This window comes from Nostoc sp. 'Peltigera membranacea cyanobiont' 210A, from assembly GCF_002246015.1.
Classification (GTDB): domain Bacteria; phylum Cyanobacteriota; class Cyanobacteriia; order Cyanobacteriales; family Nostocaceae; genus Nostoc.
In genome coordinates this window covers 920,343-939,609 of sequence record NZ_NOLJ01000001.1, presented here as the reverse complement: position 1 = coordinate 939,609, position 19,267 = coordinate 920,343, and the positions used below count along the sequence as shown (strand labels likewise).

The window sequence follows — 19,267 nt, the reverse complement described above, 5'->3', positions numbered from 1 at the left end:
TGGTTCCCAAAATCTAGCAGCAAATGAATATTTTCATCAGACTTCTAGTTTCTTATTGGCTCCTACACTAGAATTCGTTTTGTAGTTATAAATAAAATGTTGGGGTAGAAGAGGTTTTTGGAGGTAAGGGTTGGGGATTAAGTGCTACCCAGTCAAAAGAAAATAACAAAAATCTACTACTAGGTGGTGGCAGTGGTAAAGTTGGTGAACCACCATTAATAGATAAAGCTTCAGCGTCCGTCAGTTCGATCTCTTGAAGATAGATATCTTCAATGACTATTTTTGTTGAGGTTTGCATCATAAGTTTAAGCTAAAATTTATATTCAGCTACCAAATAATGTGAGAAAAGTTGCGTTGAGTTATTTCATGACAACCTCTTAATTGCCTTCGCAGAAATTTCTACATGGATTAATTAGGGATTACTGCTGGTCAATTAATATCTGATAAGTCTGATCTTGTGGGCTGTTGTTCGGAGTTAATAAACTCAGTCTTAGGTGGTTTTCCTATTGTATTAGGAGGTTGTTTTTTTGTTTTGGGTTGTGGGTTATTATTCTCGCTCATCTTAATTTATCTCCTTAATAGCTTTAATTATTTGGCTGTTTTAAGATTTATTGCTTGGAGTTAGTCGAGCAAAAAAATCAGCGAACGCAGTCAGTTTGTGTTTTGATGATTATGACTTCAAGCGATGTCATCTCAATTCCGTAATCCTGTTGAAAATTTTGCTCACTTCTACGTTGAATACTATTGTCAAATAGGTAGATAGGGGAAAAACTCCTTACCCGGATTTCTCACGGATAGTGTAGGCAGAGGGGGANAAGGAGTGTGGGGAGTGTGGGGAGTGTGGGGAGTGTGGGGGGTAAGACTTCTTCCCCATCCTCCCACACCTCCCACACCTCCCACACCCCTTGGATTTCTCACTTGTGAGAAATCCAGGCTTACTATCTACCTCTTTAACCTTAGTTTTCTACTCAAACTATTTTTGCAGCCAGACCGATATTGAACCACCTGGACATGGGAAATTTCCCCATCCGTCGTTATTGGTGTGAATGATATCGTTTATATGTCCCGTGGCATCGTAAAATTCCTGATTGGGTCGGAACACGTTCATCCACTTGTTCCCTGGTGCGCTATTGGTCAGCACCACAGCCATTGCACCTGGATGATTACTATTACCCAAGCGCGTCCAACCGATAGTATTGGGATGGTCAAAGTAATCATGCTGGTCGCCAAAACCGTATTCTCTACGCGCCTTCAAGAACTTGTCAATCAAGAAACGGTGAGAGTAAAGGGTATTATCACGTCCTTTATCTTGATATTGTGCCCCGTAATAATCTGCATAGAAAACGCAAGGATAGCCTTCTCGGCGCAGTAAGATTAGTGCATAGGCTAAGGGCTTAAACCAAGGTTCAACAGGTGACTCTAGAGATTGACAAGGTTGGGTATCATGGTTTTCGACAAAGGTAACAGCTAGGGCAGGTTGTTCTTTAACTAGGGTTCTATCAAAAATCGATCGCAGATCGAAACTACTACCCTGGCGACTAGCTTGGTGAAATTTGAAATGTAGAGGCACATCAAATAACGACAAACGCCCATCACTAGAGGCAATATAACCGTGTAAGGCATCGATATCTTGAGACCAGTACTCCCCAACGCTAAACAGTTCCCGCCCACCAAAATGAACTCGCAGGTGATTTAACCAATCACGGAAAAAAGTAGAGCGGATATGTTTAACAGCATCAATGCGAAAGCCATTTACACCTGTGGTATCAACAAACCAACGCCCCCAATACATCAACTCACCGCGCACGAGGTCATTACCTGTATCCAGGTCATTCGCCATTAAATAATCGTAGTTGCCGTGTTCGTAGCTAACTTCCGTCTCAAAATGTTTATCTTTAAGGCGGTAGAGCTTGTCTGCCCTTTTGGTATCTGCGTTATATGATAATGAATCAAAGCACCACCAATACCATTTCATGCTGGAGTATTTATCTCCACGACCAGAAAAATTGAACTTTGTATAAGCTGCAATTTCGTACCAATCGCTGACTGGACGGTTGCGGTCATTCCAATCCATTTCTTGGGCAAAGATGCGTTCTATTTCATCCCCACCATCTTTGTGGTTGAAAACCACATCGGCATAGATTTGAATACCTGCATCCTGTGCCGTTTTAATAGCCTTTAAGTATTGCTCGCGTGTTCCATATTTTGTCCGAACAGTATTTTTTTGATCGAACTCACCCAGATCAAACAAATCGTAGACTGCGTATCCAACATCCCATGTTCCACCACTGCCCTTATAAGCTGGCGGCAGCCATAAGGCAGTGAAGCCTGCATCAGCTAGCTCATTGGCTGTTTTATCCAGCTTGTCCCATAATGTACCATCATTGGAAATGTACCAATGGTAATACTGCATTATTACACCGTTGTTCATGCGATCGCCTTTGTAGAATCTTTGATTTTACAGATTTCTGTCAGAAATCTCTGATGCTAGGATATGTTACTTTTGTCACACATCATAACTTCATCCGAATTTATTTAGGTTTCAATGACGACTTCACAAAGAGCAATTACGAATTACTAAGACGGGATAATTGCTGATTTGCCTTGACAAGGTTAGTAAAATCCTGCAAAGTTTGACGATACTTTTCTTCAGCTATTGAGAATAAATCGTTATGGTTTGCCTCTTCAACCCACAAAGAAAGTTTTGGGGATTTTGCAGCATTAAACAATTTTTCTCCATGAGTAAAAGGAATTATGTTATCTGCTTTTCCATGAATCACCAATATCGGACATTTGACTTTTTTGATATTCTTCAGATTAGGAAATTTATCAAAAGGTAAAATCCGAAAAGGTACTATTACTTGAAAAGCCGAAATAAACGAACTTTCAATAATTAAACCAGCCACTGGTTTATGCATTGCTAAATTTACGGCAGAACCACCGCCAACCGAACGCCCTAAAACTATAATTCTTTCAGGTGGAATTTTTAAATTTTGGGTCAAATAATTGTAAGCGCTATTGATATCTTCGTATGCATGACTTTCTGTCGGCTTTCCTTGACTCGTACCATAACCGCGATAATCAAAAGCAAAGACACTAAAACCCCATGCGTGTAATTTTTCTAAAATCTGTTTAATATCTCCTAAATCTTCAGAATTACCATGAGAATAAAGAATAGTATATTTAGCTTGAGTGTTCAATAAGTATGTAGCTGAGATATTAGTATCTTTCCCACTTCTTAACTTCAGAATTGTTGGATCATCCTGATAGCTAGAAGGTTGAGACAGAAAAATCATGCTATCTGCCCGAAAATATACAAATGCGGCAAAAAATAGATAGATAAAGATTAAAGATTTAACCAGCCGTTGCCAAGTCAAATCACCAATTAGCAGTTTTATAACTTGCTGTTTATCCATTAGCTTTTATTTATCGGGTAAAACTTTATTTCCAGGTTTCCCGATTTTTGATGTTTCCTAACTCTAATACAACTTCACCAAACTTCACGCCGGGAGCATCCACTTTTGGAAGAAACACCGGGCGATTGGAAATCGCGGCTATACAGACTAAACCCGCACTTTCTCTACGAGACGCTGCGCGAACGACTAGGCTCAGTGACCACCTGCGCGGGTTTTATAGAGTCCGCGCAGGCGGACTTCTCTGCGAGACGCACTCGCGTTCGTTTGTATAGCCCCAGACTTCACTTCTCTTCGCGTAGCGTGTGCCTTGGCGCAGGGTGATCTGCCAAAACGGGATGCTCCCCTTCACGCCAACTTTGTCACAAATGAGTATCTGGAGTTAAGCGACTGAGTAATTTACTTAACCCAGATTTTGAGATGATACCAACAAACACTGTGATATTCCCTAATGCTAGATGGGAATGGTTAGTGTTGTATAAATTACAGTTACCAAAACTGAAACGGTTATCAAATCCCAAGCTGCTCAGGACTATTCTAGGTAAATAGTCAAATGTGACAGAAAAAATTTAGTGTGAGGATTTAGCCATGTCTTACCCGATTCCGTCCAAAATGTGGCAGCGAGTCAGTATTGTAATATTGTTTTTATTGATACCGTCAGTAGGAATTGCGATTTTACGCCAGTCTGCTACGGTTGCAGTTCCAGCCAATCAGACTCCTGCCAGTTCTACCCCAAAAACTTCCATTCTACCCAATCACCCTGACTACCAGGCACTCCAGGCATTGGTAAAACAGTATAGTTGTGTCGTTCCCGTGCAAAATTTTGGCACTCTTCCTGTAACCCGGACTGAGTTTGCTACAGTCTTGAATGCCTGTGTGAATCGCAGCAATGAGTTAATAGCGACTGATGCCAAGATAGTTACCCCAGCAGATATGAAAATTCTGCAACGCTTGCAGTCAGAATTTGCACCGGAGTTAGCAACCCTAAAAAGTCCGATAGAGGAATTGGAAGCTCGTAGTCCCATCACTCCGAATCAGCCTACCAGAGAACGTATTCAAACTGAGTCTACTCGAAAGACTCAAGCCGTACCCACAGCTCCACTCCTTAGTATTCCGTCTGGCTCATCTGTGCAGGATCAAGTTGCTAACCGTGCGAATATGCCTAAACTCCAAAGTGGCAGTATTGGAAGGGTTGCCCCGGAACCTCAAACAGATAGCAGATTCAATACAGAAAACTACAACCGGATTGAAGATAATCCCTTTCATCGCGTCGGTAACGATCCCCTTTCTACCTTTTCCATTGATGTAGATACAGCATCTTACAGCAACGTGCGACGGTTTATTACTCAAGGAGAATTACCACCCAAGGATGCAGTGCGAATTGAGGAATTAATCAATTATTTTACCTACAATTATCCCCAACCAAAAGGCGAACGTCCTTTTTCCGTCACCACTGAAGTTGCTGCTGCTCCCTGGAATCCTCAACACAAGTTGGTACAGGTGGGTTTGCAAGGTAAACGCCTAGAGAGCAAAACCTTACCACCCAGCAACTTAGTATTTCTAATTGATGTCTCCGGTTCTATGGATGACCCAAACAAATTACCTTTGGTGCAACAGTCGCTCAAATTGTTGGTGAATCAACTGCGTCCTGAAGACCGGGTAAGTTTGGTAGTTTATGCGGGGAATGCTGGATTGGTTTTACCAGCTACTCCTGGTAGTCAAAAATCAACAATTCTGGCGGCGATTGACCGCTTAAAGGCTGGAGGCTCGACTGCTGGCGGCCAGGGCATAGAACTAGCTTACAAAATAGCCAAAGAAAGCTTCCTCAAGTCTGGTACTAACAGAGTAATTTTAGCTACTGATGGAGATTTTAACGTCGGGGTTTCCAGTGATGGCGACCTGACGCGATTAATTGAACAGAAGCGAGAGCAGGGAATTTTTCTAACGGTGTTGGGATTTGGCACCGGCAATTATAAGGATGGAAAAATGGAGCAACTGGCTGATAAGGGTAACGGCAACTACGCTTACATTGATACCTTATTGGAAGCCAAAAAGGTTTTAGTTAACGATCTCAGGGGAACTCTGTTTACCATTGCCAAGGATGTGAAAATTCAGGTGGAATTTAATCCGGCGAAAGTTCAGGCATATCGATTGATTGGTTACGAAAACCGCTTGCTGCAAAACCAGGATTTCAATGACGACAAGAAAGATGCAGGGGATATTGGGGCTGGTCATTCTGTGACAGCGCTTTATGAAATAATTCCCACTGGCACAAAAAGCGATGTGAAACTCCCAGAGATAGACCCTTTGCGGTATCAGCATTCTGGTGAAACTGCCTCGGATGCTGCTGGTAATGAGTTGATGCAGGTGAAACTGCGCTATAAGTCGCCCCAAGACAGTACCAGTCAACTAATTACCCAAGCCATCCAAGATGATGATTTGAGAACCGACCAGATACCCTCCACAAACCTGAGATTTGCTGCTGCGGTAGCGACCTTTGGGATGGTGTTGCGTGACTCTGAGTATAAGGGAGATGCTAGTTATGATTTGGTGATGAAATTGGCAACTCAAGGGAAGGGGGAAGACCAGGAGGGCTATCGAGGTGAGTTTATTCGCCTAGTGGAGCAATCTAGAGGGTTGATTACAAGAAAATGATTTTAGACCACAACTGAGACGGGGAGTAGGGAGTGGTGTAGTTCAATTACTTGAAAACCGCTGTAATCTCTTGGAGATATTCACAATCTACACCAAAAGAGCGATCGCTCTCCCCTGTATTAGATATCTGCATTACTGTATTCTGCTGTGTAAGGTTTTGATTTGCTTCTATTTTCTCCCCTTTCTTCCCACTGGTATACACATTGGTGTCCCTGAAACCGGGTCTGGGATAATCCGACATTCTAACCCAAACACCTCCCTTACCATCTTTTCAGTGATCACCAAATCAGGTTCGCCAACTGCAAAAATTTCACCTTCTTTCACCGCTACCAAATAATCAGCATAACGACAGGCATGATTCAAATCATGTAACACCATGACAATCGTTCGTTGCTGGTTTTGGTTCAAATCATACAATAAATCTAAAACTTCTATTTGGTGCGCTAAATCTAAAAAAGTAGTCGGTTCATCTAACAATAAAATATCCGTATCTTGAGCTAATGCCATTGCAATCCAAGCACGTTGTCGCTGTCCACCAGAAAGAGTATCTAACTCGCGTTCTGCCAAATATTTAATTCCAGTAATTTCTAACGCTAGTTCTACCAATCTTTCATCTTCTTTTGTCCACTGTTGCAACCAGTTTTGATAAGGAAACCTTCCACAAGCTACCAAATCTCGAACGGTTAATCCTTCTGGTGCAACGGGACCTTGGGTAAGAATTCCTAATTTTTTAGCAACATCTTTTGTTGATAGCTTAAATACATCTGTTGTATCTAAATAAATTGTGCCAATACGAGGTTTTAATAATCTGGCTAAACCCCGTAATAAAGTGGATTTTCCAGAGCCATTCGCACCAACTAAAGCAGTTATTTTTCCTGGTGGTATATCTAAATCTAAATGCTTAATAATATTTATATTATCATAACCCAAAGTCAAATTATTTGCTGACATTTGGTAATGTGGATTATCGCTCAATAATGACATTGACATAATGAAAATTAAGATAATCTTTGATAGTTTTGTAAGTATGTAATATCATATCCGCTTGATTACTTAATTAAACCCAAAGAACCCCACCACGCTAAATCAGCACTTTGTTTCCCCTCCGCGCAGGTAGATAGGAGATTAAGGGGAGCCAGCGCGGTCATAGAATGACCAACTGGCGCATAGGGTGCAAGTACTATGAGAATCATAACTAATTACCTGGACATGACATATCACACTATTCGCTTTTATTAATGCTACACCTAAAAAAGAATTTTTCTCTACTTAGCACTAAATATACTGAATTATGTCTTACTTTTTCGATTGTTAATCAATAAATAAATAAAATACGGGGCACCAATCACAGCAGTAACAATTCCACAAGGAATTTCGATAGGAGCAAAAATAATTCTGCCGATAAAATCAGATAAAACCACAATCATTGCTCCTGTCATTCCCGCTACTGGAATCAAACCTTGATGATTTCCACCTACTAATTGACGGGCTATATGGGGAGCAATTAATCCCACAAATCCAATTGTTCCCGCAGTTGCTATTGCTGCACCAGAAAGTGCTGCACTAATTAATAATAATAAACTGCGCTGCCATTCAACTTTATTACCTAGACCTTTAGCAATATCATCTCCTAAATTTAAAGCATTTAATTCTGGTGCTTTGATTAAAGCCAAAGGCACAAATATAACTATCCAAGGTAAAAAAGCAAAAACCTGTTCCCAAGTTCTACCGTAAACGCTACCAGCTAACCAAATTAAAGCCTGACTTACATCGGAAATTTGACCAAATGTCACGATTAAACTAGTAAAAGCACTAGCTACAGCCGAAATTCCCACACCAATTAAAATTAAGCGAACGGGATGAAGTCCCCGATCCCATGCTAAAAAATAAATTAATAAAGATGCAACTAACGCACCCACAAAAGCTGATAAAGGTAAAATTCCTGCTGGAAAATTTGGTAATAATACAATTACACTTACAGATGCAAGGCTTGCACCTGAATTAATGCCAATAATTCCGGGGTCAGCTAAAGAATTTCGAGTTAAACTTTGCATGATTGTGCCAGAAATTGCTAAAGCCATCCCGACTAAACAAGCGGTTAAGATTCTGGGCAAACGTAGAGTATTAATTACAAAAGCATAATCGTGATTTCCTGTATCTATTCCCAGTATAGTTTGAATTACAGCTAGCGGCGGTGTTGGGTATTCTCCCAGAGAAGTGTTAATTACCATTGCTGCTAATGTGATAATTATCAAGATAAATAAAATCTTGGGAACTTGGTTTTGAATCCGAAAGGAAAATCCTAGTTTTGTAGAACGAAAAATCAGTGAGTTTTTCTTCATTTTTTTACTTGATATTTGGCTAAGTAAACGAAGAATGGCGCACCAACTAAAGCTGTCATAATTCCCACAGGTATTTCTTGTGGTCGAATTAATAATCGCGCCAATATATCTGAAACTAACAGCAAGATTCCGCCAAAAATTGCACTATAAGGTAATATCCAACGGTAATCTACCCCAACTACAAACCTAACGATATGGGGTATAACTAATCCAATAAATCCAATTGAACCCGCAGCAGCAACGGAACTACCTTCTAAAAGTAAAACACTGACCGCAACGGCAATTTTTATCCATAAAGTTTGTTGACCCAAACCTTTAGCAATATCTTCTCCAAGGCTTAAAATTGTGATTTGTCTTGCTAAACAAAATGCCAAGATCGTGCCAAAACAAATGTAAGGCAAGACTTGAAAAATAATACCTTCATCCATACCTGCCAAGGAACCAGCCAACCAAAAGCGAATTTCTTCCAAAGTTCGCTGACTGACTATTAAAATTCCCGTTGTTAGTGAAGAGAGTAAGCTACTAATAGCGGCACCCGCAATTGTTAGATTTAAGGGAGTTATACCGTTACGTCCCAGAGAAGCAAAAATATAGACACTGACAACCGCGACACCTGCACCAATAAACGCACACCAAATATAAACACTTGGTGCAGATGTCCCAAATAGAAAAATACTAATGACTACAGCAAAAGCTGCACCTGCATTCACCCCCAAAATACCAGGATCGGCTAATGGGTTACGAGTCACACCCTGCATAATTGCACCAGCAGTAGCCATTGCTGCACCCACCAATATTGCTAAAAGCGATCGCGGTAAGCGAACAGTTTGAATAATTAAATGTTCTCTGGAACCGTCAAACTGAATAAAGGCAGTGAGTACCTGATGCAGAGGAATATCTGCTGCGCCAAATGAAACACTGAAAATTAGACAAACCAGCAGAATTAGCAATCCCACAATTAAACCCGCAACGGGAAATGTTAGGGATGATAAAAATCCTCTGGATAATGAAGGAATCGATCTACTCATTGTTCAAATTACTGGCTTCAAGCAGTGTAATTGTTGCTTGTGAAGATAAGCCAACACAAGCTGCTAGTTCTTCTAATGCCAAGCGGTCGCGTGCGTTTGTATTTAGCATTTCCGTTGCAGCTGCAACATAGTCAGGATTCGCCATTTGACTAACTCGATCGGGTAAAGTTACTTGGGAATTCATGCTAGCAATCCGCTCAGTTTTTGCTCCCACAAGGGCAAGCTGTTGCATTCGATAAGCAGCTATTTTCGTCGCTTGACGGGCTTTTAAGTAAGCAAGGTAGTACTGTACTACTGCTACCCGTTTTTGCTGTTTAACTTCATGCCAGCGAGCTTCTCTTATGGGTAATTGCTGTATGATGCTCAAAACTTTAATTGGGTCAATTGTCATGGCGATCGCAAAACTGCGCTCACTTTCAGATACTAGATCGGGTAAGTTGTAATCGATCGTGCTTTGAGATGGTGAAAACTCAACACTCAAAACATCGGTGAAAGCACCCCATCCCATTGCAGCTTTTGCCTCCTGTACTTGTGAAGACTGACGTTGGGCGATCGCAACTAACTGCTCAATAATTTTCAGATCGCGATCGCTAATCTCTGTCTGAAGAATTTGTGGTTGATAATTATTCAGCTGTTTGTTTTCTGACAACGCTGGTAAAGGTAGACTAATAAGTGCGATCGTCAGAATAATTTTCCAACTGTACAGACAGGCAATTGATTCATAACTCATAGCTGTCAAAAGGTTTTGCGTTCCTCCAAGTTTGCTAATACTTCTGTACGAGTTCGCCAAACAGGACGCAATTGCTTGCGAGTAAACAGTGGTAGTTGGTCGGTAATGTGGGGCGAACCGGGTTGAGTCGCGTTACCGTAGCTGATGAGAGCCATTGCTTTTACTGGTTGCGAAAACTCAACGGCTGCAACATAACTATCACCCAATACGGCTTGAAAGCGTTCATCCTTAGCTGGAGCAAAATGGAGGACGCGGAATATTCCTAGATCCCCAGGGCCACCATTAGCAGGTAAATCCAAGTTTCCACTACGCACTCGGAAGACTTCACCCCAAGCAACATCTAGCTTTCCATAAGCTTTTTCGACTTTTGTTGCTGCTATTTGTAGCGCTTTCGCCGCACTTTCTGGGTCTTTTAAACCATCGGGTGTGGTGCGCGGCGAGTTCTCGCTCCAAGGAATACTGAAGATTTGCTTTTCATCCATTTCTTCCCACCAAAAAGAAAACAACACCGCGCCTCGACTATCAGCATCAGCATTCCGATCCCAAGCAGCCAAAATATCAGCAGCACGACGGGCTGATTCATCGCCATATTTTTGAGCCGCAGGAATTAGGTCATCGAGGATGCGTTCTGCAAGTTCCATTTTGGTGGAATGTTTGTACTCAATCATTTTCTCAAAAGAGATTTTTGGATCTTCAGCCAGCATTTTGGCAGAACTTTGGGCCCGGAAAGACATCTCTCCTCGTGGAGCCATATAAGCAGGGTAATCATCTGCTTTGATCGCAGGTGGGAAAGTAGTTGTCCAAGGTGCATCATTGGCATTTTGCAACCAACCGCTAGGCGGGTCAATTACACGCGGTAAATCTTTGTATGGGTGCATTTTTGTCCATAAAGTTTTAGATGTGTCGCCAGGAATTAAACCTTCCCAGTATTGAAAGTCTCCTTGTTGACGAATCGGCACCAGACCGTTGAATAGGTGCATGATGTGCCCTTCTCGGTCTGCATACATGACGGTAAACATCGGTAGTTGCAAGCGTTTCAATACCTTTTGAAATTGGGTTAAGTTTTGGGAACGTGCCATATCCCACCACTGCTCCAACACACCCGGACGGTCTGCACCGACAACCCGCAGCGCCACAGCAAACCCATCTTTTTCTTGAACGACTGCACCGTGGACGGAACTTTTGACTAATAATGGTTGTTCGACTAACGAGTCATTTTTTTGCTTCACCTTTAACAAAAACTTTGATGTTGTAAAAGGACGGACTTTGCTATCAAAAAGATAACCATCATCAGCCAATTTCAACTTGTATACATCCCAACCATCATGAGTATTGACGGTATGAGTCCAACCCAAATGATCGTTAAAGGCGATCGCTAAAACCGGAATTCCCACCAGCGCTGCTCCCGAAGCATTCATCCCTGGAGCAGTAATTTGGGCTTCGTACCAAACAAATAAATCCGACCATAACGTGTGGGGGTTTGCCAACAACATCGCCTTGCCACTGGCAGAATGTTTAGGTGCGATCGCCCAACCATTAGAACCAGCTTCCGATGGAGTATGAGTAATATCTGCTACTTGTCCTTGATTAACGACAAAAGTAAAATACAGTACTCTTTGCAAATGCGCCAACACATCCTCTGGCTTCACAGGTAAGACTATTTTTACTTGCTCATCAATTAAATCAGGATGGGCTTTGGCATAAGTATTTATCCCAGCAACAAAGGCATTTATATAACTACGAAAAGCTGGACTTTGTGCCTGATACCAAGAACTAGCACGATTGGGCACTCCCATCGTCAGTACCCATTTATCAGATTCTACATACTCTTCTCCCCAGTATTCGGCTGCTTTTCCCCTAGCTTGACCGTAGAGGCGCAACAGCAAGTTAGCGTGACTTTGCATCTGTGCCCAACCAAATGCCTGGAAAGCGCTTGGAGCATCTTTACCATATATATGTGGTATGCCGTAAGTATCCCATAATATCTCTGTAGTTTTGGGTGCAGTCGCAAAACTGTTATTTGCCAAAACGACAACTAAAATGGCACTGAGGATAAAAGCTAAAAATCGAGATAATTTTCTTTTCAGTATTGGCTGGTCAAATAGCCACAAATACACCCTAATATTCAACATGATGGTTTGATTAAATTAATTTGACTGGAAAAATTTAGTGCCTTTCGTCTATATTCCGTAGCAAACGAACATTAAATCCAAATACACCCACCAGCAACATACATAAAGAACATAGAACGTATAAAAGTGCCATCCCAGCGCCTTTGTTGATGCCAAATATATTGCCAAAAAGCCATGCTAGCTGACCATTTGGTTTCATTGCTGGTTCAAAAACTCGATCGGCCAGAGGCCCGGCAATTAAATAGGCTATAGCTGAGAATATCTGGAAAAGTAGCGATCGCACGGCAAAAACTCGACCTTGTACTTCAGGAGTAACCTTTGCTAGCCAAATGGCATTTTCTGAACTTCCATTTAAGGGGAAATTAACCGAAGAACAAAATTGAGCGCCAATCCAGACAAAGGCTGTATTTCCCAACCCAAAAATGGTTTTGCTCAACCCAGCACCGACCATTCCCCATAAAACGCACTTAATTCGATGCTTTGATCCACCCCAAGCGCTCATGATTAATGCTCCCATCACACCACCTATACCTGCTGCTGAGGCTAAACTACCCAACAAAAGAGTGTTATTGCCCGAACGTGCCAGAATCATCGGTGTGTAAACAGCATCACCAACATCGTGAAAAAACCAAAACAGCATTCCCGTCATCAACAAAGCTAGTAGGCTCTTGTGCGCTTTAATATAGCGCCAACCAAATCCCAACTCATGCCAAATATTTTCTGGATATTGACTGTGAACTTCTCTAGATGGTGGTTGTGGGATGTGTATTAAAAGCACACTAATAATTGCAAAAGTAAAAGTTAAGATATCAATCAACGAAATTCCCACCAAGCCGATTACATGGTATAAATAGCCAGCAAAAGCTGGTGCCATAATTTTTGCACCATAATCTGATAAAAACTCCATACTACTAGCGCGGGAATAATGCTTTGGAGGTATCATTAATCCTACAGATGCAGAATAGGCTAGAGACTGTAATTGATTAAAAACTCCTGCGATCGCTCCTGTGATGTATAAATGCCAAACTTGCAAATGATTGGTCAGATATAGGAGTGCGATCGCTATTGTTACTCCTACAGCTACGCTATCTCCTACAACCATCAGTAACTTCCGATTCCACCGATCTACAATCACTCCACTAATTGGAGTAATCACAATACTGGGAAGTAACGTATAGAAACCTACAAGCGTTAATGTTGTTACCTGATCTGTAAATTCCCAGACCCAAATACTCAGGGCAAAGTTGGTCATACTAGTGCCCATAGCCGAAACAAACTGACCAATCCAGACAATAATAAAATTACGAAAACTACTAAATTTCATTTCTGTTTTCATGAGCAGCGTTCCTTATGATTTACTAATTAATTCACTGTCACGCTGCCTTGAGCAAATACTTAAATAAATCATCAAGTATTGCATTTGCTGATAAAATACTTCCAAAAATCCAGTAACTAGAATCAACACTATAAACTCGTTGATTTTTAACTACATTAAGGGTTTGCCAAAGACGAGTTTTTTGGTATTTTTGGAATAATTCTCTAGCCCCAGGATCTACCGCTACAAATAAAACATCAGCATCAAGTAAGTCTATACGTTCTAAGTTCAGTATTACCAAATTCTCGTCAGGATTTTTAACTAACTGACGTTGAGCATCTGGCATAGCAATTCCGGCTTCTTGCAAAATACTGACAGGAAATGAAAATTGAGAACGAAACTCAGGTAGTTGTACTCCTCCATGAAACCGGCCGACAGAAACTTCTAGTTTATTTAGGTGATTATTTAAAGCATCTCGCAATTTTGTTAATCGCTGTTCGTATTGATTGAGTAATTTTTCAGCTTGTTCAGCCTTGTTTAATACTTCAGCAATACGCCGAAAAGATTCTTGCCATTGAGCATGGACGTATTTAAATTTAACTGTAGGAGCTATTTGTGAAAACAATCGATAGGTTTCTAAGTCAATATTATATAAGCTAATAATTAAATCTGGATGTAATTTCAATATTTTTTCTAAATTCAACTGCCCCTCTTTGCCTATATAAGTTATACCAGCCATTTGGCTCTTGAGAAAATTAGCTTTGCTACCTACAAAAGCATTATCAGGTACACCTATTGGTTTCAAACCTAATGCTATCAAAGGTTCTAATGTGATTTGCTCTGCAACAACAATACGCTGCGGGTTTAGAGGCACACAACTTTCACCTAATTCATGCTTAACTAAGCGACATTCTGGTATTGATAACTGTGATTTATATTCACCTATATTTTGCCCAAAACCACTGTGGCAAGCGGCAAACAAGAAGAATGAGATAGCTATCAAAATACATAAGTTGCAATAATATACGTATCTTTTTTTCATATCGTATAGGTTTTATTCTTGCATATCTGCCAACAAATTTTCTACGTAAAACTGGGGAATTGTTTCGACAATTTCACCCTGACAATCGCTTAGATATAGAGTCTTAGCTTTATCAACTAACACATCAGCTTTTACACTACCCAAGCTCCCATCTGGCTTAAGAAAATTTAGTTTTATACGATTAAATTCCCCATTCTCAGTTTGTTGGATAATCTGATAATCAACTTTATAACTTAACCATTGCCAACCATATATAAGAATCATTTCTCTTTCTAAAACCTGTGCAGCTTCTGGTAATATTGCCCACCCACGATAAATATGCTTAATAAATTCCAGATTTCCAGTGCGGGTCAAAATGGAAGAGAATGATTCAGAATCTAACCTAGCATAGTATCTAGCCTCTGGAAAATCGATAGCAGTAGCTGCAAAACGATGACCACCAAAGTGACTAGATTGCCAAATTCTGACATTATTCATCCCTAAATCTTTAACAATATTTTTTGCCTGACGATAAAAAGGATTACCAAATTTAGCACAGCATTTATCACGACTACCATGAGTACATATAAAAATATCTCTTGTATTAGATTCGTCAATACAAGTATCTAAATTTTTGTCGAATAAGCATTTTTTAATAATACTTGCCGCCTCACTAATATCAGACAATAAAAATTCAGATTTGCTATATCCTTGAGCCAAACCAGTAGGTCTATGAAATATCAAAACTCTTGTTGTGTCTGGCTGCTTAAATTCTTTGTTATAAATTAATAAAAACTCTACAGCTATCTCATAATCTGCAAATTCTTTGACTAGATTTCGCAGATTATCGGGAACTGATTTAGAATTAAAAGTCTCATCTATCCAAGGAGTTGGACATTCAATCATCACAAAAAAATCAAAATTGTAAGCATTGGCAATTGGATCTTCACCAACATCACGAGACTCTAAGGCACAAAAGGAATTATCCATAATGAAATAATTGGGTAATCTAGTATTAAAATTTCCACTGCGACTCTAAAAGGTTAGGGTAAATATATCCGATCCTCAACCATATTATTTGTGTAATCAAGACAATTCAGTTGTTGATGAAACAATTATGAATAATAAAGCAAAATTAGGGCAGGGAAACCCCACCCATTCGGTGAATTTTTCAGTAAATTAAGGTATCACATTTTACAATTACTCCCAAATTAAAACTCGAAAGAAACAGTTCCCAGAACAGTGAATGGTGCAGCCGGAACAATGTAAAACCCTTGAGACTCGTAATATTTAGTATCAAATAGGTTTTTAATGTTGACACCAACTCGCCAATTATCCCGTTTATAGAAAACACTAGCATCTGTTCTTAAATAAGAAGGAATTTTGACATTATTGGGTATGCCAGATTCTCGTTGGCCTACATAAACTAGACCAAATCCTAGTCCTAAACCTTGTAAATTACCTTTTTGTAATTGATATGTAGTCCACAAACTAGCACTGTTGTAGGGTACGCCAGCTAATCTATTATTAACTAATGTTGGATCATTATCTTCGCTGACAAAGGCATTTGTATAAGTATATGTGCCAATTATTTTCCAGCCAGGAAGAATTTCTCCAACTACATCGAGTTCAACACCGCTACTTTTTTGTTCACCTGTTTGGATTTGGAAGTCAGAATCGGTAGGATCTGTAGTCAAAACGTTATTCTTTGTGATATCGAAATAAGCTAAAGTTGCCGAGAGACGTTTGTCAATAAACTCCTGCTTAATGCCTACTTCAAATTGTTCTGCTGTTTCTGGTTTAAATGCTTCTTCATTAATACTTCTCCCAAATATTTGCGGATTGAAAGAATTTGTCCAACTTCCATACATTGAAGTGGAATCAGTAGGTTGATAAACTATCCCAACTCGTGGCGAAAATTTAGAATCAGAAGTCTCGTTTGTAGTTGTGCGCGTTTGCAAGTCTCTATAAAAGGAATCATTCCAGTCAAAACGTCCACCAGCTAGCAATTTAAGATTTGGTGTTATTTCAACTAAATTTTGGAAATACAGGGCAATATTATTTCCACCATACTCCTCAAAAAATGCCCGTTCCACGGATTCTGCCTGTGCGCCATAAACAGGATTAAAAATATCTAAATCTGCAATATTTCCTTGATAATAGTCGTACTGGAAACTGTAATTGGATAACTCTAGTCCTACAAGAATATTATGACGAATTGAGCCAGTATTAAATTTACCACTTATTTCATTTTGAAATGAAATGTTGTTTGATTCATCATTACTAACTCGATATTCTCGTGATGCAGTTAGACCATCTTCGTTTATAGAATTAGCTTGAACGCCTCCTGCACTACCGCTAACGTTCAGGACATTGAAACCTTGCCGGAATTTCCAGTTATTGTTGTAGCCAAATTTGCTTTCTAGAAGATAAGTGAAATTATTAGATGTAAATTCACCTCTATTGAGATTGGGTTCACCTAAAAATCGGCTGATGGGGAGGTCAAAAACCACCCTGCTGTTATTCGGAAAACCCCGGTCAAAAGTGTAGTCATACTTTTGGTATTCATAACCAAAAGTAATATCTGTATTTTCTCCCGCTTTCACGGTAATTATTGGCCCAACATAAGTACTTTCATTATTCACAAAGTCACGGAAACTATCAGCGTTTTCGTAAGCTAAATTCAGGCGGTAGAGAGCAGAACGATTTTCTAGAAGTGGCCCGGTTAAATCAATTGATGTGCGGTAAAAGTCGTCGCTGCCAATAGTGCCATTGATTTGATAGAACGGGTCTAATAGCGGCTGTTTAGTAATTGTATTGACGACACCACCAGGACTGCTGATGCTACCATACAAAATTGATGCTGGCCCTTTGAGGAATTCTACACGTTCAATACTAGAAACATCACGCGGACTAATAAACCCAAAATCTTTGAAGCCATTACGCAGAGTCTCAAATCCTGTCTCAAAACCACGAATAAAGTAGCCTTGAGATGAAAGTCCACCATAAGTCTCTTGACGACGTACACCACTAACGTTGTCTGCTAGCTCGTTGAGTTTGACTACTTGTCGGTCTTGAATTATTTCTTTAGGTATTACCTGTACAGATGCAGGTATGTCACGTAGTGGAACATCTATTTTTGTTGCAGTTGATGAATCTTGTACGCGATACTCATCTTTCTCACCTGTGACTGTTAATTCAATTGGTTCGTCTGAGGCCGATGGCTGGGTTGGTTCTGTTGGTGTTTGGGGTTGCGTCTGTGCTTGGGTAGAGGATGCAGCTGAGGCGACACCAAAAATCAAACCTTGGTCACTATCAAATAACTCTACTTTCGGAATACTATCTACTCCAATTACAGCCATTCTGATAGTGTTGGCATCAGAATTAGTCACGGTGATTTCACTAACTCCGGCAATGGGTTTTTCTTGGCGGAATGTGCCACCACTAGGTAAGCGCAGTTGAGCCGAGTTAATTTCGATAATATATGTGTTGCCTTCAGTCTTAGGCAATACTGGTAATTTTTCACCATCTGGAGTTGTCAAGATGATTTCCAAACCGTTATTGGTGGGATTAAGCTTGACTCCAGTGACTTGTGCCACGGCTTGTGTTGGCTGCTGTGGTTTAGTAGCTGATCCAATTGGTGTAACTGCAAATATCAAACCTTGGTCACTATCAAATAATTCTGTATTAGGTAAACTTCCTTCACCGATTACCGTTACTCTCAAACTATTAGAGTTAGCTTGAGTGACGCTGATAGATACAATGCCTGGTGCAGGATTATTTTGGGTAAAGTTTCCACCTTCGGGCAGTGCTAGTACTGCATTGGGTATATCTGCTATGTAACTGTTTCCTTGATTGTTATTGACTGGTTTGAGTGCTTCGGCGTTGGCACTTTCTAAAATAATTTCAATGCCTTTATCAGTAAAATTTATTTTAACGCCTGTAACTTTATTAACGTTATCGCTGCTTTGCACAAGCAATTGTGCCGCTCTGGTAGAGTGAGATTTCTGACTAGATAGTTCGGCTGTCTGTGTTCCTGCATGGGCTGGTTGTACTAAGCTGCTAATTACCGCTAATGCTAATGCCACCGAACGTATCTCACTCATTAACCCACCCTTCATTCTTGTTTCTCCTTGAACTGAACCTGTAATTAACAGGCTTTTAAGTAAAGCTCTAGTTGCATATTGATACTCATTCTCACAGCCCACGAAAAATTTCACGTCTGATATTAATGACGCAATATATTATCAATAATGCTTGACAGTAGCCCTAGAAATCCTCAAAAGCTATCTGCGACTAATTTGCAGCTAACTCTAGTGCTATTAGGAGACATTATCATAAAGGTTACGCCTGAGCAAGCATTTATCAAAACTTCTGAATTTTCTAAATCTCACTAGCGTTGTGCGAAAAATCCTTATAAATAAGTCTTCTCAAGGTATTGTTGTAGCAGCAGTCAAGTTACAATTACCTGACTTAAGCTTTGTCACCTATCTTAAGACAGATTTTTGATAAATTATTTTTGAGTAAAAGATAATAATAGTTTTTAATTAAAATTTGCTTGCTATCTTAGCTAAGTTGCTTTAAAGTCTTAAGAGTAATTGCAAATTAGTAGCAATAATATTGCTGAATTA

General features: G+C 40.1%; 13 protein-coding genes. 1 reads left to right on the top strand and 12 read right to left on the bottom strand.

The genetic code is table 11. The features are described from left to right. Positions 1–85: 85 nt before the first annotated feature. From CDG76_RS03870 to CDG76_RS03860, 3 genes are all read right to left on the bottom strand, one after another. Positions 86–301 carry a hypothetical protein gene (locus CDG76_RS03870; protein ID WP_143854018.1) on the bottom strand — a complete coding sequence of 72 codons (216 nt, stop codon included), beginning with the start codon at positions 299–301 and terminating at the stop codon, positions 86–88. A 672-nt stretch (positions 302–973) separates the two neighbouring features. Next, positions 974–2,431, bottom strand: a complete 1,458-nt coding sequence (locus CDG76_RS03865; RefSeq protein ID WP_094347717.1) for an alpha-amylase — start codon at positions 2,429–2,431, stop codon at positions 974–976. A gap of 136 nt (positions 2,432–2,567) precedes the next feature. Beyond that, positions 2,568–3,416: an alpha/beta hydrolase gene (locus tag CDG76_RS03860; protein ID WP_094347716.1), complete on the bottom strand. Its 849-nt coding sequence runs from the start codon at positions 3,414–3,416 to the stop codon at positions 2,568–2,570. Between the two features lie 585 nt (positions 3,417–4,001). Between CDG76_RS03860 and CDG76_RS03855 the strand changes: the two genes are divergently transcribed. Beyond that, positions 4,002–6,068, top strand: a complete 2,067-nt coding sequence (locus CDG76_RS03855) for a vWA domain-containing protein (protein WP_094347715.1) — start codon at positions 4,002–4,004, stop codon at positions 6,066–6,068. A gap of 168 nt (positions 6,069–6,236) precedes the next feature. Here the strand turns inward: CDG76_RS03855 and CDG76_RS03850 are convergent, their stop codons facing one another. The 9 genes from CDG76_RS03850 to CDG76_RS03810 all read right to left on the bottom strand — a co-directional run bounded on the left by CDG76_RS03850 (position 6,237) and on the right by CDG76_RS03810 (position 18,757). Beyond that, complete coding sequence (locus tag CDG76_RS03850) at positions 6,237–7,058, bottom strand: ABC transporter ATP-binding protein (protein WP_317616111.1); 822 nt, start codon at positions 7,056–7,058, stop codon at positions 6,237–6,239. Positions 7,059–7,357: 299 nt separating this feature from the next. After that, complete coding sequence (locus CDG76_RS03845; RefSeq protein ID WP_094347713.1) at positions 7,358–8,410, bottom strand: FecCD family ABC transporter permease; 1,053 nt, start codon at positions 8,408–8,410, stop codon at positions 7,358–7,360. Continuing rightward, positions 8,407–9,438, bottom strand: a complete 1,032-nt coding sequence (locus CDG76_RS03840) for a FecCD family ABC transporter permease (protein ID WP_094347712.1) — start codon at positions 9,436–9,438, stop codon at positions 8,407–8,409. Before CDG76_RS03840 ends, CDG76_RS03845 begins: the two co-directional genes overlap by 4 nt. Then, the gene (locus CDG76_RS03835; RefSeq protein ID WP_094347711.1) at positions 9,431–10,168 is read right to left on the bottom strand and encodes a hypothetical protein; all 738 of its coding nucleotides are present in this window, start codon (positions 10,166–10,168) and stop codon (positions 9,431–9,433) included. Before CDG76_RS03835 ends, CDG76_RS03840 begins: the two co-directional genes overlap by 8 nt. Before the next feature lie 5 nt (positions 10,169–10,173). Continuing rightward, a complete protein-coding gene (locus CDG76_RS03830; RefSeq protein ID WP_094347710.1) occupies positions 10,174–12,300 on the bottom strand; it encodes an acylase in 2,127 nt (708 codons plus the stop codon). A gap of 34 nt (positions 12,301–12,334) precedes the next feature. Continuing rightward, positions 12,335–13,636 (bottom strand): MFS transporter, encoded by a 1,302-nt coding sequence (locus tag CDG76_RS03825; protein WP_094347709.1) that lies wholly within the window; start codon positions 13,634–13,636, stop codon positions 12,335–12,337. A 37-nt stretch (positions 13,637–13,673) separates the two neighbouring features. Further along, entirely contained in the window at positions 13,674–14,657 is a 984-nt protein-coding gene (locus tag CDG76_RS03820) for an iron-siderophore ABC transporter substrate-binding protein (protein ID WP_094347708.1), read from the bottom strand. Between the two features lie 12 nt (positions 14,658–14,669). Then, complete coding sequence (locus CDG76_RS03815) at positions 14,670–15,626, bottom strand: sucrase ferredoxin (protein ID WP_094347707.1); 957 nt, start codon at positions 15,624–15,626, stop codon at positions 14,670–14,672. Between the two features lie 221 nt (positions 15,627–15,847). Continuing rightward, positions 15,848–18,757, bottom strand: a complete 2,910-nt coding sequence (locus CDG76_RS03810; protein ID WP_223265123.1) for a TonB-dependent siderophore receptor — start codon at positions 18,755–18,757, stop codon at positions 15,848–15,850. Positions 18,758–19,267: the final 510 nt, after the last annotated feature.

Excerpts from the sequence above, each read along its gene's own strand:
- CDG76_RS03870 (WP_143854018.1), bottom strand. The coding sequence starts at position 301 with ATGATGCAAACCTCAACAAAAATAGTCATTGAAGATATCTATCTTCAA.
- CDG76_RS03865 (WP_094347717.1), bottom strand. The coding sequence starts at position 2,431 with ATGAACAACGGTGTAATAATGCAGTATTACCATTGGTACATTTCCAAT.
- CDG76_RS03860 (WP_094347716.1), bottom strand. The coding sequence starts at position 3,416 with ATGGATAAACAGCAAGTTATAAAACTGCTAATTGGTGATTTGACTTGG.
- CDG76_RS03855 (WP_094347715.1), top strand. The coding sequence starts at position 4,002 with ATGTCTTACCCGATTCCGTCCAAAATGTGGCAGCGAGTCAGTATTGTA.
- CDG76_RS03850 (WP_317616111.1), bottom strand. The coding sequence starts at position 7,058 with ATGTCAATGTCATTATTGAGCGATAATCCACATTACCAAATGTCAGCA.
- CDG76_RS03845 (WP_094347713.1), bottom strand. The coding sequence starts at position 8,410 with ATGAAGAAAAACTCACTGATTTTTCGTTCTACAAAACTAGGATTTTCC.
- CDG76_RS03840 (WP_094347712.1), bottom strand. The coding sequence starts at position 9,438 with ATGAGTAGATCGATTCCTTCATTATCCAGAGGATTTTTATCATCCCTA.
- CDG76_RS03835 (WP_094347711.1), bottom strand. The coding sequence starts at position 10,168 with ATGAGTTATGAATCAATTGCCTGTCTGTACAGTTGGAAAATTATTCTG.
- CDG76_RS03830 (WP_094347710.1), bottom strand. The coding sequence starts at position 12,300 with ATGTTGAATATTAGGGTGTATTTGTGGCTATTTGACCAGCCAATACTG.
- CDG76_RS03825 (WP_094347709.1), bottom strand. The coding sequence starts at position 13,636 with ATGAAAACAGAAATGAAATTTAGTAGTTTTCGTAATTTTATTATTGTC.
- CDG76_RS03820 (WP_094347708.1), bottom strand. The coding sequence starts at position 14,657 with ATGAAAAAAAGATACGTATATTATTGCAACTTATGTATTTTGATAGCT.
- CDG76_RS03815 (WP_094347707.1), bottom strand. The coding sequence starts at position 15,626 with ATGGATAATTCCTTTTGTGCCTTAGAGTCTCGTGATGTTGGTGAAGAT.
- CDG76_RS03810 (WP_223265123.1), bottom strand. The coding sequence starts at position 18,757 with ATGAAGGGTGGGTTAATGAGTGAGATACGTTCGGTGGCATTAGCATTA.